Source organism: Paraburkholderia sp. GAS199 (genome assembly GCF_050436585.1).
GTDB lineage: Bacteria > Pseudomonadota > Gammaproteobacteria > Burkholderiales > Burkholderiaceae > Paraburkholderia.
In genome coordinates, this window is the sequence record NZ_JBNDMM010000006.1 from 389637 (window position 1) to 415035 (window position 25399).

Genomic DNA, 25399 nt, shown 5'->3' on the forward strand with positions numbered 1-25399 from the left:
TTCATAGGCCGGGAGTGTGACGGCCACGCGCTTACCGCTTGCGGTCCGGTAGATTACAAGTCTGTTATCTGGGAGAAGGAGGGGAAAAATGCCGCGCGATCGGGGCCGCGGGCGGGATGCAGCGCCTCGCCAACCGTCAGATAACAGAACGGTAATGCGCGGGTCAGTGCGCCGACAGGTGAAATGACAAGAATGAGAAGCGTGATTCAGGCGAGGTGGCCCGAGGTGGCCATTTGCCATTGGCCACTGGCCTGATTTCAGCTCACTTCCTGTCCACTATCGGAGAGACATCATGAAACTGCTTACCGCTATCTCGCTTACCACGATGACCGCCCTTGGCCTCACGTTCGGCGCGAACGCGTTCGCTCAATCGAATCCCTCGGGACTCACGCACGCCGAAGTCATCGCGCAACTCAGGCAGGCCCAGGCCGCCGGACTGGTGCCGACACCGAACAACGACTACCCGCCGTCGGCCAGCACGGTGGCGCGCAATCGCGAGGTCTACGCCATCCAGCATCACACCGATGGCCGCGACGGCGCACATCAGGTGGCGACACGCGGCATGCCGGCGTCGCATCCGGCGTCGTCCGCGGACTGATGTTGATGCGCTTCAGGCCACGCCCTAGGCCGCACCTTGGGCCGTACCCGAAGCGGCGGCCCAATCCACCGCCGCGTCGAACAGACGGGTGCCCGCGGCCGAGAGATTGCCGAAGGTATCGTTGTTCAGGAAAAACATCACACGCCGTGCCGGCGCGAGCGATTCGTAGTCCATCGTCGCGCCTTTCTCGTACGCGAAAATCGCCGCCTTCTCGGGCTGGCCGTATAGCGTCGCAATGATGCTCGCGCCGAGTCCCGGCTTGCCCCAGCTCATCGGCGCCTGCTTGCCGTAGACATTGGTCACGCCCGCGGGCAATCCGGCCGCGATCGGATGCGGCGCGTTGACGATCCACAGATAGCGCTCCTTCTCCGCTTCGCCGAAGTCGACATCGTGGCGCTTGCCGGTCATCGCGAAGTCGTCGAGCAGATCGTTTTCCCACGTCAGCAGCGGACGAGGGCAGGAACGCCAGCCGCCCGGCACCTCTTTGGACGACACCGTCGAGGACATCACGACCAGATCGGCGTCGCCGGTTGCCTGCGGCGATTGCGTCTGATCGACCATGCGCACGCTGTAGCCGCGCGCGCCGAGATGGGCGGCGATTGACTGGTCGACGGCGAGATCGCGGCCGTTCATCTGCACGACTAGCAAGACCTTCTTGCCCGCGACCGGCGCACTCGCCACGGCATTCGCCACCGCACGCGCTGCCGGCGCGGCGACGGCGAGCGCCGCACCGAGGCCGACGGCCGTCATGAAGGCGCGGCGCTCGCGCACCGTGGCGTGCGGCTGATCGGCACCGTGTTTCGTGAGGTCGGAACGTTTCATTTAAAACTCCAGAGTCGACAGCAGCGACACCTGACGCGCGTCGCCCACGGAAACGAAGTACTTGTTCACGCTCGACGGGTAGTAGGTCTTGTTGAACAGGTTCTTCACGTTGAGCTGGAACGACAGCCGGCGGTTGCCGAGTTTCGTGTCGTACGTGGCGAAGGCGTCGGCGACGGTATAGGCAGGCAAGGTGAAACTGTTGGCGGAATCGCCGGGACGCGAGCCGACGTAATGGGCGCCCGCGCCGACGCGCAACTGATCGCCGCCGAAGATCGTGCCGAAGTCGTACACGGCGGCCAGCGAGGCCGTGTTTTCCGCCACGTTCCACAGGCGATTGCCGGCGTAGAGCGGGTCCTGCGTGGTCTTCGCGTCGATGAAGGCGTAGCTCGCGATCACGCTCCAGTGCTGGCCGATCTGCCCGGACACGTCGAGTTCGACGCCGCGCGAACGCGCCTTGCCGGCGGTGCGCCAGTCGGTCTGTTTGGTGGCGTCGTTGTACTGCTGCACCAGCACGTTTTTCTTGTCGATATTGAATAGCGCAAGCGTGCCGCTCAGGCCGCCCGGCATGGCCATTTTCGCGCCCAGTTCCCATGACGTCGCTTCCTCGGGCTGCACCGACGAATCGATCACCACGCCGGTGGAAAGCGGCGCGATGGTCGAGGCCGGCTTGAGCGATTGCGTGTAGCTGCCGTAGAACGAGACCGTCTCGGTCAACTGATAGATCACGCCCGCGCGCGGCAGCCACTTGTTGCCGTTCAGATCGGTGTTGGCGACGAAGGGACGGCCCTTGCCCGCCACCTGGTTGTAGCTCATGAAACGCGCTCCGCCGACCAACGTCCATTTGTCGGTCAGGTGCAGGCTGTCCTGGAAGAACAGCGAGCGGTCGTGCAGCGTGTCGGTCTGATCGCTGTCGCTCGCGGACACCGTGCTCGACGGACTCTCCAGACCGTAGACCGGATTCAGATAGTTGAACGGATACTGCGTCGCCTGACGCAGCAGATCACGCCGATAGATGCGGCGATACTCGTCGTCCACGCCGACTTGCAGATCGTTGCGCAGGCCGGCCACGTCGAAATGACCGTCCACGTAAGCAATCGCGTAGCTGTCCGTGCTGAGCGCGCCGTGGGTCGCATCGTTGCTGCGCGACACGGCGCCAGTGGTGCTGTTGATGCCCTGCACGCGCAACTGGTTCGCGTCGTAGGTTTCGCGGTTGTAGCTGTAGCCGAAATGCGCCTTCCAGTTAGGGTTGATCTGATGATCGACGCTCAACTGGGCGAGGTGCGACTCGCCGTCCATCTCGTTGAAGGGTTCGTCGAGACGTTCGCGGCTGGGAATCGCCAGCGGCTCGTTGGTCTTCGGATCGAGCGCAGTGCCGCGATCGAACGGATAGAGGAATTTGCGGTATTCATACGAGGCGACCACCTGCGTATCGCGTCCGTACCACGCGAGCGACGGCGCCACCAGCGTCTCGCGGTGTTCGCCGAAATTGCGCCAGTACTGCTCGTTCACCTGATCGACGATCAACCGGTAGGCGAGGCCCGAGTCGCCGATCGGACCGGTCGTGTCGAGCGTGCCGCCCGCGCCGTTGCGGCCGTGGCCATAGGTCGAACCGAGCACGGAGATCGCGTGGTAGGGCTTCAGCAAAGGCTGTTTGCTCACCACGTCGATTACGCCGCCGGGGTCCATAATGCCGTAGAGAAGCGAGGCCGGGCCCTTGAGCACTTCCACGCTGTCGGCGGCGGCGTTCAGGCCGCGTCCCTGCACAAGCGGCATGCCGTTGTGCATGATCGAGCCGTCGCGATTGCCGCCGAAACCGCGCTTGAGCAGGGTGTCCTGCGTGCCGGCCAGCGTATTGCCCTGCACGATGCCGCTGACGTTGGCGAGCGCGTCGTCGAGATTTCGCGGACGCTGGTCGCGCAGCACCTGCGCCGGCACGACGTTCACGGCCTGAGCCGTGTCGAGCAGCGACGTGTCCGAGCGCATCACGACGGCTTCGGCGGGCTGCCTGTAACTGCCGGGTTTGATCGCCTGCGAATTCACCGAGACGGCGGGCAGGGTGGTGCCGTCGGCGCCGCTATCGGCGGATTGCGTCTGCTCGACCAGCGTATAGCTGCCGTTGCCTTGTTGCACCGCGCCGAGTCCGGTGCCGCGCAGCAACTGGCCGAAAGCCCGCGGTACGTCGTAATCGCCGTGCAGGCCTTGGGTGACGCGTCCGGCCGCCAGCGCGGCGGGAAACGACAGCAGCAGCCCGGTTTCGCGGCCGAAACGGTTGAGCGCGGCTTCGAGCGGGCCGGACGGAATGTCGTAGCTGCGGCGCGGCGCGGCCTGCGAAGTGGTGTCGCTAATGACATCCGCAGCGCCGTCCGCGGGAACATCTGCAGCCAGCGCCGCGTTGCACGGCAGACCCGCCGAAATGAGCGCCGCGGTGGCGATGTGCCGCGCGAAACGCGAGCGTGGCCGCGTGCGCCGTGCACCGCTTCGGCCGACGGTGTCTCCGGCGGTGGGTCCGCCGGTACGTTGATACTGTCCCATGTTCAAAGCTCGCAGAAGATAGACGATGTGTTGCTCTCATCTCCCTTGTCACGCGAGATTCGAAAACAGCTCATGAAAATGCGATTTTTTTCGTGCGCGGACGGGACGGCCCGTATCACGAGCGCGCGGCGCGCACTGTGCCCCAGTAACGCGTGACGAATACGACCTCGACGGGCAAGGTGTTCGTCACGGCTTGCAGCACGCGGTCGGTGTCGGCGAGCGGGAAAGTGCCCGAGATCCGCAATCCGGCGACGGCCGGATCGCAACTCAGACGGCCGCGTCGATAGCGGTCCAGCTCGGCCACGAAGTCGTCGAGCCGCATGCCGCTCGCGACGATCAGGCCGTCGGTCCAGGCGGCGTCGTTGTCGTCGATCGGCTCGACCGCGTCGACCTGTTCGCGCATGAAGCGCACGCGTTGACCGGCGCGCACCACGCGCGCGCGATCACGCGCGTCCGACGGCGTGACGCGCACCGCGCCTTCGAACACGTCGAGCCGGGTGAGCGTGCTCATCTGCCTGACTGCGAAGCGGGTGCCGAGCGGCTGCAAATCGCCCTGCGCTGTTTCGACCACGAACGGTCGTGCCGGCGCGCCGTCGCGATGACCGGTCGCGACCATGATTTCGCCTCTGACGAGCCGGATGCGCCGCTCGGTGCTGCTGAAGCGGACGTCGATCGCGGTGTCGGTGTTGAGCGTGAGGCGCGTGCCGTCGGCCAGCGTGACGGTGCGACGCTCGCCGACGGCGGTACTCAGGTCCGCGCGCCACGGCGCGTGTTCGCGCGCGAGCCAGCCGCCGCTGCCGACGAACAGCAGAACCGCGAGCGCCTTGATACCGGCGCGGCGTTTTGCGGCAGCGGGGTTGGTCAGCGCGGCGCGTGCGGCGCCTTGCGCGCCGGCCGGGCCGAGGGTGCGCGCCAGTCCCTTGAAACGCTGGCTGACGCTGGCGATGTGCTGCCATGCGCGGTCGTGATCGGGATGCTCCGCGCGCCACCGATCGAACGCGGCGGCATGCTCGGCCGAAGATTCGCCCGACTGCATTTCCATCCACCACTCGACCGCGCGCAGCGCGACGTGCTCGGGAATATCGGGTCGGGCGCTCGCGCTCATCGGTCAGGCGGCGCTCAGCGCAAAGAAACACTGCGCACCGGCGCGCACCAGATGGCGTTTCACCGTGGCAATCGAGATGTTCAGTTGCGCGGCGATCTCGGCGTGGGTCAGGCCGTCGAGTTGCGCGAGCAGAAAAGCGCGTTTGACCGCCACCGGCAGACGGTCCAGCAAGGCGTCGATCTCGCAGAGCGCTTCCAGAATCAGCGCGCGCTCCTCGGGCGAAGGCGCAAAGGCTTCGGGCGCATGCGCGATGGCGTCGAGATAGGCGCGCTCGATCTGCTCGCGACGCCAGTGATTGGCCATCACGCGCTGGGCGACGGTGGTCAGGAAGGCGCGCGGCTCGTCAAGCGTGAGCGGTTCGTCGCGAGCGAGCAGGCGCACGAAGGTGTCGTGCGCGAGGTCGGCGGCACGATGGGCGCAGCCGAGCTTCTTGCGCAGCCACGCCTGAAGCCAGCTGTGGTGATTGCTGTAAAGCACCTGCATGTCGTGATGCAGGAGCGATTTGTCTGCCGCCATGGGCTGCTGGCCGCAGCAGATGGTCTGCCTCGGCACCTTTGGTAAATGAGAATTATTCGCATAATAACATGTCAAAAACATGTGACAGGGACGGGAAGGATTACGCCGCGCGAGCCGGGCGGTCCTTCAGGTTTCCTTCAGCTTTGCTCCGTAGTATTTGCGCGATCGCTCGCTTCCCGGCGAGCAAATAGTTCCGACGGTGTTGCGCCGGGAACTCGAAGCGCCAATCAACAGGCTCGCTGGAGCGTCCATGAAAACCCTGTTCTTGCAGGCGCCGTCGTACGACGGCTTCGATGGTGGCGCGGGTTCGCGCTATCAGGCCAAACGCGAAGTCCGCTCGTTCTGGTACCCCACCTGGCTCGCCCAACCGGCCGCGCTCGTGCCCGACAGCCGCGTACTCGACGCGCCGGCCGACGGTCTCTCCGTACAGGCCACGCTCGACATCGCCGTGCAATACGATCTGGTGGTGATTCACACCAGCACGCCGTCCTTTCCCACCGACGCGCTTTTTGCCGAAGACCTGAAAAAGCGCAAGCCGCTCGTCGTGGTCGGCATGGTCGGCGCGAAGGTGGCCGTGGACCCGCACAACTCGCTCACGGCCAGCGAAGCGATCGACTTCGTCTGTCGCGAGGAATTCGATTTCACCTGTCAGGAAGTCGCGCAAGGCAAGCCGTTTGCCGACATCAAGGGTCTCAGCTACCGGGCTCGCGACGGCTCGATCGAACACAACGAAGCGCGCCCGATCCTCGAGAACATGGACGAGTTGCCGTTCGTCGCGTCCGTCTACAAGCGCGATCTGACGATCGACAATTATTTCATCGGTTACCTGAAACACCCGTACGTGTCGATCTACACGGGCCGCGGCTGCCGGTCGAAATGCACGTTCTGCCTGTGGCCGCAAACGGTGGGCGGGCATCGCTATCGCACGCGCTCGGTGGAAAACGTGCTGGCGGAAGTGAAGTGGATTCGCGACAACATGCCCGAGGTCAAGGAGATCATGTTCGACGACGACACCTTCACCGACTTCAAGCCGCGCGTGGAAGAGATCGCGCGGGGCCTCGGTCAGCTGGGCGTGACATGGTCGTGCAATGCGAAAGCCAACGTGCCGTACGCGACGCTGAAGATCATGAAGGAAAACGGCCTGCGCCTGCTGCTGGTCGGCTATGAGTCGGGCGACGACCAGATCCTGCTGAACATCAAGAAGGGCCTGCGTACCGATATCGCGCGCCGCTTCAGCGACGACTGCCGCAAGCTCGGCATCAAGATTCACGGCACGTTCATTCTCGGCCTGCCGGGCGAGACGCAGGACACCATCCAGAAGACCATCGAGTACGCGAAGGAAATCAATCCGCACACGATCCAGGTGTCGCTCGCCGCACCGTATCCCGGCACGACGCTGTACAACCAGGCCGTGGAAAACGGCTGGCTCGAAGAGAACAAGGTGATCAATCTCGTCAGCAAGTCGGGCGTGCAACTCGCGGCGATCGGTTATCCCCATCTGTCGCGCGACGAGATTTATCACCAGCTCGAAAACTTCTACAAGCGCTTCTATTTCCGCCCGTCGAAAATCTGGGAAATTCTTCGCGAGATGCTGACGAGCTGGGACATGATGAAACGGCGTCTGCGCGAAGGCGTCGAATTCTTCCGCTTCCTGCGCGCACACGAGGCGTGAGCGCCGCGCAGTGGGTGTCGCACGCGCTCGCCTATGCGTGCGCGGCGGGCGCGCTGTTCGGCGTGTGCTACACCGTGCTCGCGGCGGCGCTGATGGGGCGCTTCTTTGCGCGCGCCGTGTCCGAGCCGAGCAGCTTCCCGCCGGTGACCATCGTCAAGCCCCTGCATGGCGACGAATGGGCGCTGCTCGCGAATCTGTCGAGTTTCTGCCGGCAAGATTATCCCGGACCCGTGCAATTTCTATTCGGTGTCCACGATTCGAACGACCCGGCACTGCGCACCGTCGACGATCTGCGCCGTCTGCATCCGGCAGCGGATATCAGCGTGGTAGCGGACGCGCGCCTCTACGGGCCGAACCGCAAGATCAGCAACATACTCAACATGCTGCCGCAGGCGCGTCACGATCTGCTGGTGTTCGCCGATAGCGACGTGAGCGTTGCGCCCGATTATCTGCGCAACGTGGTCGGCGAATTGCAGAAGCCGGGAGTCGGGCTCGTGACCTGCGTGTATCGCGGGCTGCCGAATCCGGGCTTCTGGCCGCGGCTGTCGGCCAAGGGCACCAACTATCATTTTCTGCCCGGCGTGGTCATGGGACTGGCGCTCGGTCTGGCGCGCCCGTGTTTCGGACAGACCATCGCCATGCGCCGCGAGACGCTGGAGAAAATCGGCGGTCTGATGCCTTTCGTCAAGCATCTGGCCGAAGATCACGCGATCGGTGAGGCGGTGCGTCTGCTCGGCGAACAGGTGGTGATTCCGCCGTTCACGATCGCGCATGCCTGCGTCGAATCGAGCGCGACGCAACTGATCGCTCACGAGTTGCGCTGGAGTCGCACGATACGCCGCATCGATCCGCTCGGCCATCTCGGCTCGGCGCTGATTCATCCGCTCGCTTTCGCGCTGCTGGCCGTGGCGTTTTCCGGCGGTGCAGTGTGGGCGTGGCCGCTCGTCGCGCTGGCAATGGGCGCGCGTCTCGCGCTAAAAATGCTGTCGGACCGTGCACTGCAACAGGCGCGGCGCGATTTGTGGCTGCTGCCGCTGTGGGATATCGTGTCCTTTGCCATCTTCGTGGCGAGCTTCTGGTCGTCGCGCGTCATCTGGCGTGGTTTCTGCTTCGACGTGGATGGCGATGGCCTGCTGTCGGCCGCACCGGAAGAGTGAGCCTTGCGTTCGAACGTCGCGCATGAAAACAGAGTGGACAGGCATGAAGGACGACTTTCCGACACGGTGCGAGCGCCGCACGACGACGCGCCGGCTCCGTCATCGCATAGCACGCGGAGAGGCCGCATGATGAAGCATCTCGGTCGCGCGGCCGCGCTCGCCGGACTGCTCGGCGCGTTATGGCTGATCTGGCGGGACAATCCCGCCGCCGTACTCGGCGCGCTGCGAACCGCCGGCGCGGGTCTGCTGCTGGCGGCCGTCGCTCACGTGTTGCCGATGATCGCGAACGCCTGCGATCTGCGCTCGCTCATCAGCGACGCCAAGCGGCCCGGCTACTTCGCCATGCTGTATCTCGTGTGGGTTCGCGAATCGGTGAACAGCATGCTGCCGGTGGCGCGTATCGGCGGCGAGGTGGTGTCGTTCCGCATGCTCAAACGCTGGGGCGTGGAAGCGCCGATGTCGGTGGGCAGCATCATCGTGGACATGCAGCTCACCGTCATCAGTCAGCTGCTTTTCACGATGGTCGGCATCGGCTTTCTGTTCGCGCACGCGCAGTCCGAGACATTGCGGCTGGCCGGGCAACTCGCGTGGGGCGTCGTGGTCATCACGCCGCTCTTCGTTCTGTTTGCGCTGGTTCAGCACGCGAGTCCGTTCGAGCGCATCACGCGCATGCTCAATCGTATGACGAGCGGCAAGCTCGCCGAACTCGTCGGTCAGTCGGCGCAGATCGATCAGACGATCAAGCTGATCTGGCGACAGCGCGGCGTAGTTTTACGCTACCTGTTCTTCTGGCAGCCGTTGCAGTGCTTCCTGACTTCGCTCGAAATCTGGCTCGCGCTGTATTTTCTGGGCGTGAAGGTGTCGCTCGTGGAAGCGGTCGTGATCGAATCGCTGATCCAGGCGGTCAGCAGCGCGGCGTTCTTCGTGCCGGGCGGTCTCGGCGTGCAGGAAGGCGGCTTCATTCTGATCGGCGGCGCGCTGGGACTCGATCCGTCCACCTGTCTCGCGCTCGCTGCCGCCCGGCGTATTCGCGATCTCGTGATGTTCGTGCCGGGACTCGTCGCCTGGCAGTTCGCCGAGGCGGCCAATCGCGCGCCTGTGCAGCCTCTGCAGCCTTCGCAGCCTTTGCAGCACGCGGAACGGCTGCCGGCATCGGAACGGGCGAGGGCGTCGGAGGCGGGCCGTTAGGACGTTCATTAGCAACGTGGTAGCGGCAAGTTAATTACCGCCGTGACAACCACAGCCATAGCAGCCGCCCATGTTTGCTCAAGCCGGCTTGCGCACGAGCATCGGCTCGCCATCCGTCCCGCTGACGGGCGCCGCCCGATGCGCCGGAAACGAGATGTCGACGCCCAGCCCGTCGCCGCCGATGCCCGTTCCCAGGTTCAGGATTGCGTCGAAGTGCTCCGCGATACGCGCGACGATCGAGAGGCCCAGACCACTTCCGGTTGCCTGATTGCCGGTCGCACGAAAAAAACGATGCGTCAGATGATCGAGGTCGGCGGGCGCGACGCCGGGGCCGTCGTCGCGTACCGTCAGCAGCACGCGCTGGTCGGCCTGACGTATGTCGATTTCGACCTTGCCGCCGGTTTTGCCGTACTTGATCGCGTTGTCGAGCAGGTTATCGAGCAGGATGCCGATCAGCACGGGCTCGGCGTCGATCTCGGCGCGCGGGTCGCCCGTCAAGGCCACACTGATGCCTTTTTGCTGGGCGTTGCGCTCGTTGGCGAGCAAGGCGTCTCTCGCGATGGACGCGGCCACGATCGGTTCGCTCGACAGTTTTTCATGGGCATCGAGCCGCGCGAGCAGCAACAGCTGTTCGGCGAGCCGCGCGCTGCGATCGACCCCGAGCACCACGCGCTCCATGGCGAGACGCTGCAAGGCGGCATCCGGCTCGGCGAGCGCCACTTGAGCCTGCACCTTGATGGCGGCGAGCGGCGTTTTCAGTTCGTGCGCGGCGTCGGCAGTGAACGCGCGTTCGCGTTCGATCGAATGCCGCAACCGCGACAGCACGAGGTTGATCGCGTCGACGAGCGGCCGTACCTCGGTCGGCGCGCGGCCAATATCAACCGGTTCGAGGCGGTTGATGTCGCGCACGCGGATCGCGCCGGAGAGGGTCTTGAGCGGCGCGAGGCTCAGGCCGATGCTGATCCATACCAGCAGCGCGAGCACCGGCAGCGCGACGAGCGTGGGCCGTGCGATACGGCTCGCCACGCCGCTCACCAGGTCGCTGCGCGTATTGGCCGGTTCGAAGACGCGCACGGTATGGCCGAGCGCGGTGTCGCGCAAGGTGAACGAATGCCACATCTGACCGCCGAGCGTAATGGTTTGTGCGCCGCTTTCGGGTGGGACGGGCAGGTCCCAGGCGTGCAGATCGCGCAGTTGCGGACTGCCGGCAAGCACGTCGCCATTCGCGTTGCGCACCTGGAATAGCGCGTCGCGCGGCAAGGTGTCGTCGTCGTCATCGTCGTTCGCGCCGGGGTCGCCGCCTTTTTCTTCTTCCCGCACGTCGATACGCGCATTCGCCAGCGTATTCAGGTTGTGCTGATCGAGTATCGCGAGGATTTGCGCGAGTTCGGCGAGGCGCGCTTCTTCCCATTCGCCGACTTCGCGCGTGGCCTGCCGGTAGCTCGACATCAGCGCGATACCCCAGATCAGCACGATGCTGGCGAGCACCAGCAACACGAGCCGCCGACGTATCGAGCCGATCACGACGCTTTCTCCACCACGTAGCCGATATTGCGCACCGTGCGGATCAGCTTGGCACCGAGTTTTTTGCGCAGATTGGACACATGGACTTCGATCGCATTGCTTTCGATTTCTTCCTGCCAGCCGTACAGGCTGTCTTCGAGGCGCGCACGCGATTGCGGTATTCCCTGGTGCGTGAGCAACTGCATCAGGATCGCCCATTCGCGTGAAGTTAATGAAACGCGTGTTTCGCCGACCTCGACGGTTTGCGCGGCCGGATTGACCGTGAGGTCCTGATAGCGGATCACTTCCACGCTACGGCCTTGCGCGCGGCGCAGCAGTGCCCGGCAGCGGGCGATCAGTTCGGTCAGATCGAAGGGTTTGCCGAGATAGTCGTCGGCGCCGGCTTCGAGGCCGTTCACGCGATCCACCACGGTGCCTTTGGCGGTCAGCACGAGCACCGGCACGTCCTTGCCGGACAGACGCAAGCGGCTCAGTACTTCCATGCCCGAGAGCCTGGGCAGCCCCAGATCGAGCACGACGAGCGCATACGCCGTGGTGGATAGCGCGAGATCGGCCTTGTGGCCGTCGCGGGCCCAGTCGACGGTGAAACCGGCCTGTTTCAAACCGGCTTCGATACCGCAGCCGATCAGGTCGTCGTCTTCTACGAGGAGTAGGCGCATGGGTGAGAGTTTCCGTTCGAGGTGCCGGACACGGTGGTGACGATTATCGGGCAAGCGTCGTGCCGTGTGCGAAGTTTAGATCGCCCGTTCATTACAGAATCGTTGCTACGTCAGGCCATTTCGTGCGGCCATGCCGTGCTTTATACCGCATCGATGCTTAAGGTTTCCTTCAGCTTGGATCGCTAGTATCGCCACTCAACAGATTGCGTTCGACGCGCCCGTCGCGTCACCCAACAAGCTGTTGTGCGGCGGCGCGGCGCAAGCCCGCCGTCAGCGCTTCGATGGAGGTCCGACAGGATCGCTGCCGGTCAATCCTTCAATCGCGCACTGCTTATCGTCAGGCCACGAGACCCAGCCATGAAGCCAGTCACCGTCGACATGCTGCGAGCCCATCTGATGGCGGCGTCGCTCACGGCCATGGGCGCCGAGGCCGTGGCCGGTCTTGCGCTGCTGGTGCTGCCCGTGTCGCAGCACATGTTCAGCACGACACCGTTTCGCCTCGTCGCCATCGCGGTGATCGTGGGCGGCGTGGCCGTCATCCGGCAACTTGCGCACGCGGCGTTCGATCTCGCGGTGCAGAGCCGGCATGCAACGGTCCGATCCACGCGGCAGGTGTCGATCGCGGAAGACTGTCCACGCCGCTGGCTCGTGGTTCTTCATTTACGGTTTATCGGCAGACCATTCGTGCTTGGCGGACAGTAACGGAATCCGGCAATGTCGGCGCACGCATTGACGGTCATTCAATGGGTTCTGCTGGCCGGCTGTAGCGCCGCGGCGCTGTACGCCTCGCTCGCCGCGGTGGCGATGCCGTTCTTCTCGGCACGGCGCACGCGAGCATCACGCGGGTCCGACGCCGATCCGTTCGCGACCGTCGGCGTAAGCGTACTCAAGCCCTTGTGCGGTGCCGAGCCGCGTCTCTACGAAAACCTGCGGACCTTCTGCAACCAGCGGCACGCGCATTTCCAACTGGTGCTCGGCGTCTCGTCGCCAGACGATCCCGCCATCGCGGTGGTGCGTCGCCTGCAAGCCGCGTATCCCCGGCACGACATCGAACTCGCGATCGACACCCGCGTGCACGGCAGCAACCTCAAGGTCAGCAATCTGATCAATATGGCGGGGCACGCGCGTCATGACGTGATCGTCATCGCCGACAGCGATATCGCCGTCGAGCCCGACTATCTGGACAGCGTCGCCGCGCCGCTCACGGACGCGCGGGTGGGCGTGGTCACCTGTCTATACGTGGCGCAAGGCGTGGGCGGCTTCTGGCCGCGCGTGGGCGCGTTGTTCATCAACGAATGGTTTGCGCCCTCGGTGCGCGTGGCGCATGCGGCGGGCTCGCGCCGTTTCGGTTTCGGCGCGACGCTGGCCTTGCGCCGCGCCACGCTCGCGAGTATCGGCGGTTTCGATGCGCTCAAAAATTGCCTCGCCGACGACTACTGGCTCGCCGAGCACGTGCGCGCGCTCGGACTGCGTACCGTGCTGTCGAACGTGATGGTCGCCACCGACGTCATCGAGCCCACGTTTGCCGCGCTATGGCAGCGCGAAACGCGCTGGCTGCGCACCATCCGTTCGGTGAATCCGCTCGGCTTCGCCTTTCTCTTCGTGACCTTTCCGACGCCGTGGGTGTTGATCGGTGCATGGCTGACGGGCGATCTTCTCGCACGCTCGGAAGATGCAGCGCATCTGTGCGCCGCGCTGGTCAGCGGCGCGAGCGTGGCGGCCGGCAGCGCGGCGCGTTTGCTGCTGCATCTGCGCGCCGCGCGTCACGAACATACGTTCTGGCGCGATCTGACGCTCGTGCCGTGCCGAGACGCGTTGCTCGCGCTGCAATGGCTCGCGGCTGCGTTCGGCTCGCACGTGATGTGGCGGGGCGCTCGGGTCCCGGTGGAGGCGGGCGTCGCGCCGGCCGCGCGGGATGCGTCGCTGAATGCGATGGAGCCGACCGATGGTGCCTAGCGCGCGTCTGCTGATCGTGACGGCCGACGATTTCGGCCTGCACGAACGCGTGAATATGGCGGTCGAACATGCGCACCGGCATGGCGTGCTCACGACCGCGAGTCTGATGATCGGCGCGCCCGCCGCGCAGGACGCCGTGGCGCGGGCACGCAAACTACCACATTTGCGGGTCGGCCTGCATCTGGTGCTGGCGGACGGCGACGCGGTCGCGCCGCGCGCTGAAATCAAGGCGCTGCTCGACGAGCGCGGCCGCTTCGGCAGCGACATGGCGCACGACGGCGTCCGTTTCTTTTTCCTGCCGCACGTTCGCAAGCAACTGGCGCGCGAGATTCGCGCGCAATTCGAAGCGTTTGCCCGCACCGGCCTCTCGCTCGATCACGTCAATACGCACAAGCATTTCCATCTGCATCCCACGGTGCTCGATCTCATCCTCGAAATCGGGCGAGATTATGGGCTGCGCGCGATGCGTCTGCCGTACGAGGTCGGCGCGCCGGTCTGGCTCAAACCCTGGCTGTGGATCGTGCGCAGAAAGTTGACGCGCGCCAATATCGCGCACAACGATTTCGTCGTGGGAATTGCACGCAGTGGTCAGATGGATGAAGCCGCATGGCTGGCGGCTTTGCAGAACCTGCCGCATGGCGTGGTCGAGATTTATTGTCATCCGGCTTTGGCGGGCGATTTTCCGTTGACGGCGTCGATGCAGTTCTATCGTCATGCTGACGAATTGCAGGCGCTGACCTCGGCGCGCGTGGCTGCCGCGATCCGCGCGTCGTCGCTTCGGCTCGGCGGCTTCGTCGACGTGCCCGTCGCACCGGACCACGCCGCGCGCACGACCCGAAGCACCCGCACTTAAGGTTCTCTTAAGGAGCGCGATTTCATACTTCGCGGACTTCCGGGTTGCTCCATCGAGCGCACGTTCGTGCTGTCCAATCGGCACGGGATACGACGCGCCGCGCGACCCGCGTCCCGATTCCACAACGATCGAGTCCATGCATACTCACAAAATACTGGAGCGGGTCGGACTGCGTCCCACGTCTCCGCGTGCCACGGTTCTGGAGTTCTTCAGCGCGCACGCGCACGAACACTACAGCGCGGAGCAGGTCTACAAACTTCTCAACGGCGACAGCCGCAGCATCAGCATGGCGACGGTTTATCGCGTGCTGGGACAACTCGTCGACGCGCATCTCGTCTCCGCCGTGACCTTCGGCGACGGCCGCACGGTCTATGAACTGGACGACGGCGTGCCGCACGACCATATCGTTTGCACGGCGTGCGGCGAGATCGACGAGTTCTTCGACGCGCAGATCGAAGCTCGCCAGAAAGCGATTGTCGACGCCCGCGACTTCACCGTGTCGGGACGGCAACTCGTGCTGTTCGGTATCTGCTCCGCCTGCAAAAAAGCCGGTGTGCTGTCCCGAACGGTCTACCGCGGCGACTGACATAACCAGGTTTCTCTGCGGGAAAACCACGGTTCGGCATTCTGCTGTTTCGATTTACTTTCCGTAAGGATTCCATAAGGCTCGCCGTTGCATAGTCGATGCAAAGAGGCACACGCGAAACCGCGCGGTGCCGCACTCGATGCAATCGACAGGAGAGCCGCCGTGACAGTCACTTCGAATTATCGCGTTGCCCATGTGCCGGTAACGAACAAGGTACCGGAGGCGACCCTCGTCTTCTGGGCTATCAAGATCATGGCGACCACGGTCGGCGAAACCGGCGCCGATTATCTGGCGGTGCATGTCGGTCTCGGCACGGCCATTACGGGCAGCATCATGACGGCGCTGCTGATTGCCGCGCTGACCGCGCAATTGCGCATGCGCCGTTACGTACCGTGGATCTACTGGCTGACCGTCGTGCTGGTGAGCGTGGTGGGCACACAGATTACCGACGCGCTGACCGACAAACTCAATGTCCCGCTGGAATTCAGCACGATAGCGTTTGCTCTCGCGCTGGCGGCGACGTTCGCATTCTGGTATCGCAGCGAGCGAACGCTATCGATCCACACCATCTTTACCCGACGCCGGGAGCTTTTCTACTGGGCGGCAATTCTGTTTACCTTCGCGCTCGGCACCGCGGCGGGCGACCTCGCCACGGAAGCGCTCGGACTCGGCTTCATGATCGGCACCATAATCTTCGCCGCCGCGATCGCGCTGGTGGCTGCTTCATATTATGCGGGCGCCAATGCCGTGCTCACGTTCTGGATTGCCTACATCCTCACGCGGCCGCTCGGCGCGTCGTTCGGCGATCTGCTGTCTCAGGCGCGCGGCTACGGCGGACTCGGACTCGGCACGATCAACACCAGCCTGATTTTTCTCAGCGCGATCGTCGTGATGGTGATGTTCTCGAGTGTCGCGAGAACACGGTCCGCGCGCGCCGCCACGTCGGGCGAATAGCGAACGGTTTGCAGGCGCAGCACGCTTTTTTTAACACGCTTTGTTCATCATCGACCTGACGGAAAACATCATGAATCAACGCATTCTTCGTAACGCCGTGACCGCTTCGTTTATTGCCGTGTGTGCGATCAGCCTGGGGCAGCCGGAATCGGGCGGCATCGGCATGGCATCCGCGCAAGCCGCGGAGCAGGGCAAGGCATCGAGACTCGGCGACCTCTCGCCATTCCGCAAGATTGCCGCCGATACGGCTGCTCTCGTCGATCAGGGCAATCTTGCGGGCGGCAAGACACGCATCAAGGATCTCGAAGTGGCATGGGACGACGCCGAAGCCTCGCTCAAGCCTCGCGCCGCAGCGGATTGGCACACCGTCGATAAGGCCATCGATCGCGCACTCAGCGCGTTGCGTGCCGGCAGTCCGAATGCGGCCGACTGCAAGCAGTCGCTCGCGGATCTGATCGCCACGATGGACAAAATGAGCGGCAAGATCATGTGAGTTGAAGTCGTGGCGCACGGCGCGCCACGACTTCGACAGAACTGTTTTTCGCTCGAATCAGTTTTTGCGCGATGCGTCGGGTCAGTGCAAATGCAGCGCCGGATGCTCGCTCGGCGCGCGCCAGTAGGTGAGAAAGCGCCCGGCAAACAGACCCGCGACGGCGCCGGACACGACCGCATCGATCAGGATGAAGGTGCCGAGCAGCGATGCATCGGTGACGGTCGCCATTTCGAAACCGAGCCAGAAGCGGCTGGCAAACGTGCCGACGATCAGCAGCAGGGGCAACACCGAGCCCGGCAACATGACGGTTCTCGCAACGGGATCGACGATGAATCGCGACTGGCTCGCGATAATGACGCCAGCCGCAACGCCGACGAACGCGCCGGTCATCCAGGCGAGCGCGGCGGTCCATCCCGCCAGCGGTTCGGAGATCAGATGCGCGATGCCCCAGGCCGCAAAAATCAGCGGCACGATGGCGAGTTTCGACAGCGGAACGGTCGCGCTTTTCAGCGCCTTGAATCCGCGCGATAGCAGAACTGCCAGTAGCACCCAGACCCACGCTGGCGTGCCGTGAACGATTGCGGTCAGTGACATGATGTTCTCCTTCAGATGCGTCCGGTTCGATGAGGCCATCATGAGGGGGAAAAATTAGCGGCGAATTAGCGCGGCTTTATCGACGTGCTGCCTGCTCGTGAACGCAGAATTACGGGAAGGGTGCGGACCTAATTGATTCATGCGATCCGGCATTTTCCCGTGCCAATGAGATAGCGCGGCACAGTGATTGCTCAATTCATTGTCAAGCAGATGCGAGTCGTCTGCGTCCACAATCCAGTTCGATCAAGGAGGAACGGATCATGAACAAGGCAATGAGCACATTGGTTGCGGCCGTCGCCGCTCTTGCGTTGTCAGGTGGCGCCTATGCCCAGACTGCAGGTGGCGCGAATGGGGGCGGGACGTCGGGCAGCACGGCAGGCCCGGCTAATCAGGCCAACCAGCCCAACGGTGCGATGAGCGGCTACGGCACGCCGGGCACCACTAATTCCGACAGCGGTATGTCCATGCGTGCACCGAATTCGGGTCTGCCGAACGGAACGAATAGCGACGCAACGACCAGCGCGCCGAAGAGCAACAATACGTTGGCGCGTCCGAGCGTGGTGTCGCCGGCGGCGGGTCAGCAGTAAGGCTCAGCAGTAAGGTTTTAGCAGGTTCGCCCGCTCTGAGCGGGTGAATGACGCGGGGCGCGAGTGATATTGCGCCTCGCCTTTTTTGTTTGCGGCGGTGGTGTGTAGGTTGATTGGGTCGATTAATGTGATTCGACAGTCCGCTTTTTTCAAACGCTTGTAAGTGTTTCGCGGAGTGCAATCATTACCATTTGGTAAATGTTCCCGATGCCTCGACTTTGGCGCTACAGCCGCGTCGATATACATCGACGCGACAACCGATACAAAGCCCCGCACATTCAACGCACCCACAGGCCTTCAAACCGCCGCCAACGCCCTAAAACAGCACGTCGATACCCACGGTCACCGCAGTCTGGCTGGAGGCGCCTGCCGGGTTCAGCGTGCTGACCACGGCATGCTTGTACGACGTGTAATCCACTTCGCTGTAGAGCGTGGTGCGCTTGGAAAGCAGGTAAGCAAGCGAAACGATCGAAAGGCCGCGGCGGCTGGCTTTGTCGTTGGATACGGTGGTCTGGTAGTAGCCGCCTGTAAAGATCAGCGCCGGCGTGATGGTCCATGCAAGGCCGCCGAATGCATTGTTGGTGGTCTGGTGCGGTGTGGCCGGATTTTGCAGGTCTTCCGACATGAAGCCGCCCGACACGCGCACCGGACCGATCGCGTAGCCCACGCCCGCCATGTAGTAGCTGTCGCCGACATAGGTCGTGCCGGTCAGGATATTGCGGTGTCCGTAGACGCCGCCGACATCGACCGGACCCGCGTGGTAGCTGAGGCCCACCGAACGCGTCGCGCCGCTGCTGATGTTGCCCGGCACGCCGCCGAACGAATTGTCCACCTCGAACAGCACGGGCCCGAAGTCGTTTTTATATTTGACGGCGTTGTTGTTGCGCGTGCCGTCCGACGCCGTGGTGAGCGGCAGGATCGGCGTGTAGTGAAAGCCGAACGGATCGTAGATGCTGATGATGTCGTGCGAAATCGTGTACTGGCGACCGAGATCGAGTGCGCCGTACTTCGTGTTGCCGATCCCCACGTAAGACTGCCGGTTAAAGAGCGTGCCGGTGGTGTTGTCGAACGCGCCGTTGCCGAGATTGAAGCCGTTTTCGAGGCGGAAGTGCGCATTCCAGCCGTCGCCCAGATCTTCCTTGCCGAGAAAGCCGAGCTTGTTGGAACTGTAGTAGCCATTCGAATTCATGGTCACCACGGTGCCGCCGCCCTTGGCCGCGTTGGTCTGATAACGCACGCCGCCGTCGGCGGTGCCGTAAATCTGCACGCTGGATTGCGCCTGCGCGGATACTGTGCCGAATGCGCCGGCCGCGACCGAAACGCCTACGCCGAGGGTTCTCCAAACCTTTTTGTTCATGCTGTGTCTCCGGTTTAATGTATTTCTGTTTTTATTGAAGCTGTACTGCGGCAGCGCGATTTCATACTATTCGTATGACTAACTAAATCGGTTGCTTTAAATTTTTTTATCGTGAGGGCGGCGGCATTCGAATCTGCGCGCGCCCTCGTAAAACAGGTTTGTGCCTAACTGCTCGTCTGATTGAGGCGCGCCTGCGGTGCTTCGATAGGTCGAAAGCCGGTCTTGAGTTCATTGCGAAGCGCCACGCGGTCCAGCGCTTTTTCCCAGTTCGCCACGACGATCGTCGCGACGCTGTTACCCACGATATTCGTGAACACGAAGCCGCTCGACATGGCTTTGTGAATGCCGAGAATCAGCGCAATCGATTCCACGGGGATCGTGTTCGACGCGGCCAATGTCGCGGCCAGCACGGCAATGGCTGCGCCCGAGACGCCCGCCGCTCCCTTGGATGTGAGCAGCAGCACGGCCAGCAGAACCAACTGGTCGTGCCAGTTCATCGGCGTGTTGGTGGCTTGCGCGAGGAACACGGCGGCAGCGGCGAAGTACAGGCAGGTGCCGTCGTGATTGAAGGTGTACGCCGTAGGCAGCACGAGGCCAACCACCGACTTCTCGCAGCCGAGCCGTTCGAGCTTGTCGATCAGTTGAGGAAACACGGTTTCGGACGAACTCGTGCCGATCACGAGCAGCAGTTCGGCGCCGATATAACGCATCAGACGCAGCAGACTGAAGCCGTTCAGTTTCGCGATCGGCCAGAGAATCAGCAAGATGAAAAGTGCGCAGGTCAGATAGAACTCCAGCACCAGCTTGCCCAGCGATATCAGCGTGCCGAAGCCGAACTTGCTGACCGTGAACGCAATTGCACCGAATGCGGCGAGCGGCGCGATCTTCATGGTCAGGCCGATGATCCAGAAGAGCGATCCCGACACGGCGTCGATCAGGTTCAGCGCCGGCCTGGCGCGTTCGCCGATCGCGGCAAGGCCGAAGGCGAACAGCACGGAGAAAAACAGCACTTGCAGCACGTCGCCACCGGCGAATGCGCTGATCGCCGTGTGGGGAATCACGTTGAGCAGAAACTCGCTGGTGGTGACCACGTGATGAGCCTGAGCCACGTAGGTATCGACGGCAGCGGAATGCACGCTGTGCATGTCCACGTTCATGCCGACGCCGGGTTTAAGCACGTTGATGACGACGAGGCCCAGCACCAGTGCAAGCGACGTCACCACTTCGAAATAGACGAGCGCCTTGATCGCCACGCGGCCCACTTTCTTGAAGTCGTTGACACCCGCAATGCCGCTGCACACGGTGCAGAAAATGATCGGCCCGATCAGCATCTGAATGATGCGGATAAACGCGTCGCCGACCGGTTGCAGGTTGATGCCGAACTTCGGAAAGAAATAGCCGGTGAGAATACCCAACGCCATGCCGGCGAGCACCTGAAACGAGAGGTCGCGATAGAACGGCTGACGTTCCCTGGGTTTAGATGCGGCTGACTGACGGGGCAAGCTCATGGTGTCTCCGTAACAAACTGCGGCGAACTCGGGTTCGCTCAGAAATCGTGAAGCGGGTGGAACGCGCTGACGTGCCTAGAAACCGGCCTCGCCGAGAATGCCGGCGCTGTCGGCGAAGATTTCGTCGACGCTCAGCTTGCGTGGCAACAGGCGCTGCTGCTCGCAGAACGCGAGGGTTTCTTCGAGCGGCTTGCGCAACGCGTCGTAGCCGAACAGCAGCTTGTCGGGCTTGCCCGCGTTCTGCGCGGCAACCGACGCCTTGCCGCGTTTGAGCAGATCGTAGACCGCGCGCACGGCTTGCGGTTGCGAGTCGGCCACTTCCTGACTGACCACGACGACGTGATTGATCGGCACGTACTGATGTTGGGCGTACCACGCCTTGTCCGCCGCGGCCGCGTTGTCGATCAACGGTTTGAATTCCGGGCCGTCCGGAAGGTCGTTGCCGAGAATCGCCGCGTCGAGTTCGCCGTCGCGCAGCATGGCCAGCAACTGCTTGCCCGGACCCACGCGCCGAACGAAAGGCGGATCGGTGTATTCATCCAGATGCGCGCCCTCGATCGTGACCCAGTCCACCTGATCGAGCGGCACATCATAGGTCCCGCCGAGAATCGCACGCACCCACATGCCGGTGGTTTGCGTGTAGGCGCGCACGCCGATTCTCTTGCCCGCGAGATCGGCAAGTTCGGGCTTGCCCTGTGCGGCATTATAAATAATGCAGCCTTGCTGGAAGCGCGCGGCCACGACGGCCGGCAGAAGCACGAGCGGCTTGCCGTAGGCCTTGGCCTGCAGATACGTGACGATCGCGAGTTCGCTGACGTCGTAGGCCTGCTGCCGCGCCATCGGCGCGAACGCGCGATGAATCGGTTCGATCTCTTCGAACACCAGCTCGACGGCGGGATCGGTCAGCTCACCGCTTTTCAGCGGCTGCGTATGCGGGTAAGTCTTCAGCGCGGTATTCAGGCGCGGCGGTGGGAGAGGCGTGCTCACGAGCGTTCTTCCTGTGTTTCGGTGTTGGGTTGTCCAGTGGCTTGCTACCGGATCGCGTGGACCCGACCGGACACTGCCGTCTTAACCAGCCAGCGACGGATAAACCGCACATGCAGTACGTCCGAAAATTGCTTCCTGCGCGTCGGCGGGCAGCATGGCGAGACTCTTGCGCGCGTCGTCGAGCAGTTGCGGCAGGGCGCCTTCGGCGGCCGGGAAATTCGAGCCCCAGGCGATGCGATGCGCGCCGAAAGCGTCGAGCACGCGCGGGAAAAATGCTTCGGGTGTCGAGGCGCCGCGGGCCGCCTCGGCAATCGTGCGGTTGGTCAGCTTCAGGAACACGCCCTCGTGCGACGCGAGACTGAAAAGCGGAGCGGCAGCTTCATACGGAGGACCGCCGGCGAGTTCGGGACGCGCGAGGTGATCGAGCAGCACGCGAATATCCGGGAAGCGCGCCAGCATGTTCAGCAGTGCGGGAATACCTTGCGCCGTCATCTGCAGGCAGATCGACACTTTGTTGCGCTGTGCGTAGTCCCACACCGGAAACGAGCGCTCGTCGTCGAGCCAGCCGGCCTGGCCGGGCATCGTGCTGCCGGTGGTGAACAGGCGCAGACCGGCGAGGCCCGCGTCGAGCCAGCGCTGCATCTGGGTCACGGCGTCGTCTGCCAGCACGTCGATCGAGAACACGCCCGCAAAGCGATCGCCATGCGCGCGAACCGCGTCGACCACATAACTATTGTCGTTACCGTACACCGTCGAAGCCTGCACGACCACGGCGCGGTCGATGCCGGCTTCGTCCATCGAGCGAAGCAGGCCCTCGAAACTGACCGGGCGTTTCGCCGACCATTCCGATTGATGGCCACCGACAGGTGCGAGCGGATAGCGCTGCGTATCCGCGGAAATGGCGTGAGTGTGGGTGTCGATCACGACGGACATGAAGTGGCTCCTGACGGAAAACTTTTTGAATGGAATGGACGTCACTGTAAGCGCGTTCGCCGCGAAGCCCTCAATATGAAGTACGGCCCAGCCCATAAATTTGCGTTAAGCTAAGGGTTTTCACATAGTCTTTTTGAGGATGTTATGGCGACTGCGGAGCGCACATCGGCAGACGACGATCAGGCGCGTCTGCGGCGTCTTTTCCTGTTCGACGCAGTGTGCGAAGCCGGCGGAATCGGGCAAGCCGCACTGCGCGCAGGGCGTACGCAGCCCGCGGTGAGCGTCGCCATCAGCAAGCTCGAAGCGAGTTTTGGCGGCCCATTGTTCGAGCGCGGTTTTGGCGGCAGCGAACTGACGAGCGAAGGCGTGATGCTTCAGCGGCGCGTGCGCCGCATGCTCGACCAGATGGAGCGCGCCGTGATGAACCTGACCGGCCAGTCCACGGCGGGCGCGGCGAAGATCTGCCGCCATCTGACCGATGCGCAGGTGCGCTGCCACCTCGCGATCGTCAACACGGGTTCCGCCGCGCAGGCCGCGCTGTCGCTCGGCATTTCGCAGCCGGCGGTGCATCGGGCCGCGCGTCAGATCGAAGAGAGTGTGGGCGTGTCGCTATACCGGCGGCGAGTGCATAGCGTGTCGGCGAATCCGGCGGGAATCGAGTTTGCGCGCTGTCTGAGTCTCGCGCTGTACGAGATCGCGCAGGCCAGTGAGGAACTCGCCTATGCACGCGGCCGGCTCACCGGCCGGATCGCGATCGGCGCGTTGCCGCTCATGCCGCCGCGGCTCGTCGCGCGTGCCGTGCAACGCTTGCGCGAGCAGTATCCCGCGGCACGCGTGACCGTGGAGGAGGGCTCGCACGCGCATCTGTTGCGGGAGCTGGGCAGTGCGTCGATCGACATCATCGTGGGCGGCTTGCGGGAACCTCGCCTCACGGGCGCGGTGCTGGAAGTCGAGTTGTTTCCCGACCCCTACGTGGTGGCCGTGCGCAAAGGCCACAAGCTGGCGCGCCGGAAATCCATCGACGTGCTCGACCTCGCGGATTACGACTGGGTCATGCCGCAACACAACGTGCCGCGGCGCGCGGTGATCGACTCGATTTTCGGACGTCTGCCGGTCAAGCCGCCGCTGGTACTGGAGACCACCTCGCTCGCCATGATGATCGCCATGCTCATGGAAAGCGATTGCATCACGCTGCTTTCCCGCGCGCAGATTCGCGACGCCTATCCGGGCAGCGAACTGGTCGCGCTGGAACTGGCCATGCCGGAAGCACACCGCGCGGTGGGTTATACGGTGCGGCTCGACTGGCTGGGCACCGCCGTGCAGCAGGCCTTCGTCGACCGGTTGCGCGAAGAATGCGAGGCGGAGCAGGCGTTCAGCTGAAGCCGCCTTGCGGCGTTCGTGCGGCAAGCGGGTTCACGCGTCATCCGTCGGTCGATACCACTTCGGATGAAATTCCCTGACGAGCGGACCATCCGTCTTGAGCGCGTGGCAGCCGTCGAGCTGGAACGGTTTCGTGGTGTTGCTCGCGTTGATCTCTTCGCTCATGGTCTGGAACGCCGCGGTGGCCACTGCACCGATCAGCTCGGTCAGGTGTGTGCAACCTTGAACGCCGCCAAAGAGCGCCTTGACCTGACGGGTGAAGCCGGGGGCGAGCTTCATGCCTTTGAGCTGTTCATAGGTGTGGGTGATGCTGTCGCAATGACCGGCGTAGGGCACCACGACGGATTCGGCGCGTGCGTCGCGAATGACCATGTCGCGCCCCACCGTCAGCCGCAGAATCATTTCGTGGACCGGTTCGCCCGCCTTCACGAACACGCCGTTCGAGGCGCGGTCGTAGGACTTCGTGTCGCGCAGATGACCTTCGATGTCGTAAAGTCCATCGGCGCGGCGATAGCCCTGCAGGGTGATCTGCCGCGTATGCAGCGGAACGCGGTCCGTTGGCGTCGTGCTGGCTGGTTTCACTGGTTTTCCGTTGCTCGCAGAAGAAAGCGTCACGCCGCCAGAATCCGTCTGGCCCGTTCGACAACCGGTTTGTCGACGAGCTTGCCGTCCACCGCGATGGCGCCGCGCGGATTCTCCGCCAGCGCGGCCAGCACACGTGTGGCCCAGGCGCGCTCGGCATCGCCCGGCGCAAAGCCGCGATTCACCGCGTCGACTTGCCGTGGATGAATGCACAGCTTGCCACCGAAACCGAAACGCCGCGCGTCGAGCACGTCGGCGCCGAGCGTGTCGGCGTCGTCGGTGGACAGCGTCACGCCGTCGAGCGGCGGCGGCAAATCCGCATAGCGCGACTCGATCACGAATTGCGAGCGCACGAAATCCAGTTCGCGCGTCATGCCTTCGATACCGGCGTCGACGGTGAAATCGAAAGAGCCGAAAGCGAGGCGCGCCACGTTTTCCGCTTGCGCCACCTCGCGCATCCGCACCACACCGGCCACGCTTTCGATCAACGCGATCAGCGCCACGTGGTCGACGCAGCGCGCGGCGATCTCGTCCAGTTGCGCGGCGTCCTCGGCTTTGGGCACCATCACGCGGCTCACGCCGGCCTCGCGCAGCATGGCGATATCGTCGCTATGCCAGGGCGTGCCGGACGCGTTCACGCGCACGACCAGGCGGCTGCGATCGGCTTCGGTCTGGCCGGCCCGCAACCACGCGGCAATGCCCGCGCGAGCGTCGGCTTTGGCCTCCGGGGCCACCGCGTCTTCGAGATCGATGACCACCTGATGCGCTGCCGTGGCGAATGCTTTCTGAAAACGCTCCGGGCGATCGCCCGGCACGAAAAGATAACTGCGTTCAATCATGAGCGACATCCTTGGCG

25 protein-coding genes are annotated in these 25399 nt (G+C 63.7%); 12 read left to right on the forward strand and 13 right to left on the reverse strand.

Features of this window, described 5'->3' with window-relative positions:
* The first annotated feature begins 292 nt into the window (after nt 1-292).
* Nucleotides 293-598, forward strand: a complete 306-nt coding sequence (locus P3T18_RS23725; RefSeq protein WP_429302399.1) for a DUF4148 domain-containing protein — start codon at nt 293-295, stop codon at nt 596-598.
* Nucleotides 599-622: 24 nt separating this feature from the next.
* Here the strand turns inward: P3T18_RS23725 and P3T18_RS23730 are convergent, their stop codons facing one another.
* From P3T18_RS23730 to P3T18_RS23745, 4 genes are all read right to left on the reverse strand, one after another.
* Nucleotides 623-1348: a hypothetical protein gene (locus tag P3T18_RS23730; RefSeq protein WP_429302550.1), complete on the reverse strand. Its 726-nt coding sequence runs from the start codon at nt 1346-1348 to the stop codon at nt 623-625.
* A gap of 72 nt (nt 1349-1420) precedes the next feature.
* The gene (locus P3T18_RS23735) at nt 1421-3952 is read right to left on the reverse strand and encodes a TonB-dependent siderophore receptor (RefSeq protein WP_429302400.1); all 2532 of its coding nucleotides are present in this window, start codon (nt 3950-3952) and stop codon (nt 1421-1423) included.
* Nucleotides 3953-4067: 115 nt separating this feature from the next.
* On the reverse strand, nt 4068-5057 hold the full coding sequence (locus P3T18_RS23740; RefSeq protein WP_429302401.1) for a FecR domain-containing protein: 990 nt from the start codon (nt 5055-5057) through the stop codon (nt 4068-4070).
* Nucleotides 5058-5060: 3 nt separating this feature from the next.
* Nucleotides 5061-5573, reverse strand: coding sequence for a sigma-70 family RNA polymerase sigma factor (locus P3T18_RS23745; protein ID WP_429302402.1), 513 nt, complete (start codon nt 5571-5573; stop codon nt 5061-5063).
* Between the two features lie 250 nt (nt 5574-5823).
* Between P3T18_RS23745 and hpnJ the strand changes: the two genes are divergently transcribed.
* From hpnJ to P3T18_RS23760, 3 genes are all read left to right on the forward strand, one after another.
* On the forward strand, nt 5824-7245 hold the full coding sequence (gene hpnJ, locus P3T18_RS23750; RefSeq protein WP_429302403.1) for a hopanoid biosynthesis associated radical SAM protein HpnJ: 1422 nt from the start codon (nt 5824-5826) through the stop codon (nt 7243-7245).
* Nucleotides 7242-8402: a bacteriohopanetetrol glucosamine biosynthesis glycosyltransferase HpnI gene (gene hpnI / locus P3T18_RS23755; RefSeq protein ID WP_429302404.1), complete on the forward strand. Its 1161-nt coding sequence runs from the start codon at nt 7242-7244 to the stop codon at nt 8400-8402. Before hpnJ ends, hpnI (P3T18_RS23755) begins: the two co-directional genes overlap by 4 nt.
* 126 nt (nt 8403-8528) lie before the next feature.
* The gene (locus tag P3T18_RS23760; protein ID WP_429302405.1) at nt 8529-9590 is read left to right on the forward strand and encodes a lysylphosphatidylglycerol synthase domain-containing protein; all 1062 of its coding nucleotides are present in this window, start codon (nt 8529-8531) and stop codon (nt 9588-9590) included.
* Nucleotides 9591-9668: 78 nt separating this feature from the next.
* Here P3T18_RS23760 and P3T18_RS23765 read toward each other — a convergent pair whose 3' ends face one another.
* Both P3T18_RS23765 and P3T18_RS23770 read right to left on the reverse strand, forming a co-directional pair.
* Complete coding sequence (locus P3T18_RS23765) at nt 9669-11114, reverse strand: ATP-binding protein (protein WP_429302406.1); 1446 nt, start codon at nt 11112-11114, stop codon at nt 9669-9671.
* On the reverse strand, nt 11111-11773 hold the full coding sequence (locus P3T18_RS23770; protein ID WP_429302407.1) for a response regulator: 663 nt from the start codon (nt 11771-11773) through the stop codon (nt 11111-11113). The genes P3T18_RS23765 and P3T18_RS23770 overlap by 4 nt, the downstream gene beginning before the upstream one ends.
* Nucleotides 11774-12130: 357 nt before the next feature.
* Between P3T18_RS23770 and P3T18_RS23775 the strand changes: the two genes are divergently transcribed.
* From P3T18_RS23775 to P3T18_RS23800, 6 genes are all read left to right on the forward strand, one after another.
* Nucleotides 12131-12475: a hypothetical protein gene (locus P3T18_RS23775; protein WP_429302408.1), complete on the forward strand. Its 345-nt coding sequence runs from the start codon at nt 12131-12133 to the stop codon at nt 12473-12475.
* Nucleotides 12476-12487: 12 nt separating this feature from the next.
* Nucleotides 12488-13729, forward strand: coding sequence for a bacteriohopanetetrol glucosamine biosynthesis glycosyltransferase HpnI (hpnI, locus tag P3T18_RS23780; RefSeq protein ID WP_429302409.1), 1242 nt, complete (start codon nt 12488-12490; stop codon nt 13727-13729).
* Nucleotides 13719-14582, forward strand: coding sequence for a hopanoid biosynthesis-associated protein HpnK (hpnK, locus tag P3T18_RS23785; RefSeq protein ID WP_429302410.1), 864 nt, complete (start codon nt 13719-13721; stop codon nt 14580-14582). The genes hpnI (P3T18_RS23780) and hpnK overlap by 11 nt, the downstream gene beginning before the upstream one ends.
* Nucleotides 14583-14718: 136 nt before the next feature.
* Complete coding sequence (locus P3T18_RS23790) at nt 14719-15168, forward strand: Fur family transcriptional regulator (protein WP_429302411.1); 450 nt, start codon at nt 14719-14721, stop codon at nt 15166-15168.
* Nucleotides 15169-15330: 162 nt separating this feature from the next.
* Nucleotides 15331-16122 (forward strand): COG4705 family protein, encoded by a 792-nt coding sequence (locus tag P3T18_RS23795; RefSeq protein ID WP_429302412.1) that lies wholly within the window; start codon nt 15331-15333, stop codon nt 16120-16122.
* Nucleotides 16123-16192: 70 nt separating this feature from the next.
* The gene (locus P3T18_RS23800; protein WP_429302413.1) at nt 16193-16615 is read left to right on the forward strand and encodes a histidine kinase; all 423 of its coding nucleotides are present in this window, start codon (nt 16193-16195) and stop codon (nt 16613-16615) included.
* Between the two features lie 81 nt (nt 16616-16696).
* Here the strand turns inward: P3T18_RS23800 and P3T18_RS23805 are convergent, their stop codons facing one another.
* Nucleotides 16697-17209 carry a DUF6622 family protein gene (locus P3T18_RS23805; RefSeq protein WP_429302414.1) on the reverse strand — a complete coding sequence of 171 codons (513 nt, stop codon included), beginning with the start codon at nt 17207-17209 and terminating at the stop codon, nt 16697-16699.
* A 260-nt stretch (nt 17210-17469) separates the two neighbouring features.
* Here P3T18_RS23805 and P3T18_RS23810 point away from each other — a divergent pair, with 260 nt between their 5' ends.
* Nucleotides 17470-17796, forward strand: coding sequence for a hypothetical protein (locus P3T18_RS23810; RefSeq protein ID WP_429302415.1), 327 nt, complete (start codon nt 17470-17472; stop codon nt 17794-17796).
* Nucleotides 17797-18112: 316 nt separating this feature from the next.
* Here P3T18_RS23810 and P3T18_RS23815 read toward each other — a convergent pair whose 3' ends face one another.
* The 4 genes from P3T18_RS23815 to P3T18_RS23830 all read right to left on the reverse strand — a co-directional run bounded on the left by P3T18_RS23815 (nt 18113) and on the right by P3T18_RS23830 (nt 22581).
* Nucleotides 18113-19153 (reverse strand): porin, encoded by a 1041-nt coding sequence (locus P3T18_RS23815; RefSeq protein WP_429302416.1) that lies wholly within the window; start codon nt 19151-19153, stop codon nt 18113-18115.
* A gap of 164 nt (nt 19154-19317) precedes the next feature.
* On the reverse strand, nt 19318-20661 hold the full coding sequence (gene dctA / locus P3T18_RS23820; RefSeq protein WP_429302417.1) for a C4-dicarboxylate transporter DctA: 1344 nt from the start codon (nt 20659-20661) through the stop codon (nt 19318-19320).
* A 75-nt stretch (nt 20662-20736) separates the two neighbouring features.
* Nucleotides 20737-21648 (reverse strand): hypothetical protein, encoded by a 912-nt coding sequence (locus P3T18_RS23825; RefSeq protein WP_429302418.1) that lies wholly within the window; start codon nt 21646-21648, stop codon nt 20737-20739.
* A gap of 81 nt (nt 21649-21729) precedes the next feature.
* Nucleotides 21730-22581 carry an amidohydrolase family protein gene (locus P3T18_RS23830; protein ID WP_429302419.1) on the reverse strand — a complete coding sequence of 284 codons (852 nt, stop codon included), beginning with the start codon at nt 22579-22581 and terminating at the stop codon, nt 21730-21732.
* Between the two features lie 144 nt (nt 22582-22725).
* On the opposite strand from P3T18_RS23830, the gene P3T18_RS23835 reads away from it, so the two are divergent.
* Complete coding sequence (locus P3T18_RS23835; RefSeq protein WP_429302420.1) at nt 22726-23961, forward strand: LysR substrate-binding domain-containing protein; 1236 nt, start codon at nt 22726-22728, stop codon at nt 23959-23961.
* Between the two features lie 33 nt (nt 23962-23994).
* Here P3T18_RS23835 and P3T18_RS23840 read toward each other — a convergent pair whose 3' ends face one another.
* Entirely contained in the window at nt 23995-24543 is a 549-nt protein-coding gene (locus tag P3T18_RS23840) for a DUF2889 domain-containing protein (protein WP_429302421.1), read from the reverse strand.
* 29 nt (nt 24544-24572) lie between these two features.
* Nucleotides 24573-25382, reverse strand: a complete 810-nt coding sequence (locus P3T18_RS23845) for an HpcH/HpaI aldolase/citrate lyase family protein (RefSeq protein ID WP_429302422.1) — start codon at nt 25380-25382, stop codon at nt 24573-24575.
* Nucleotides 25383-25399: the final 17 nt, after the last annotated feature.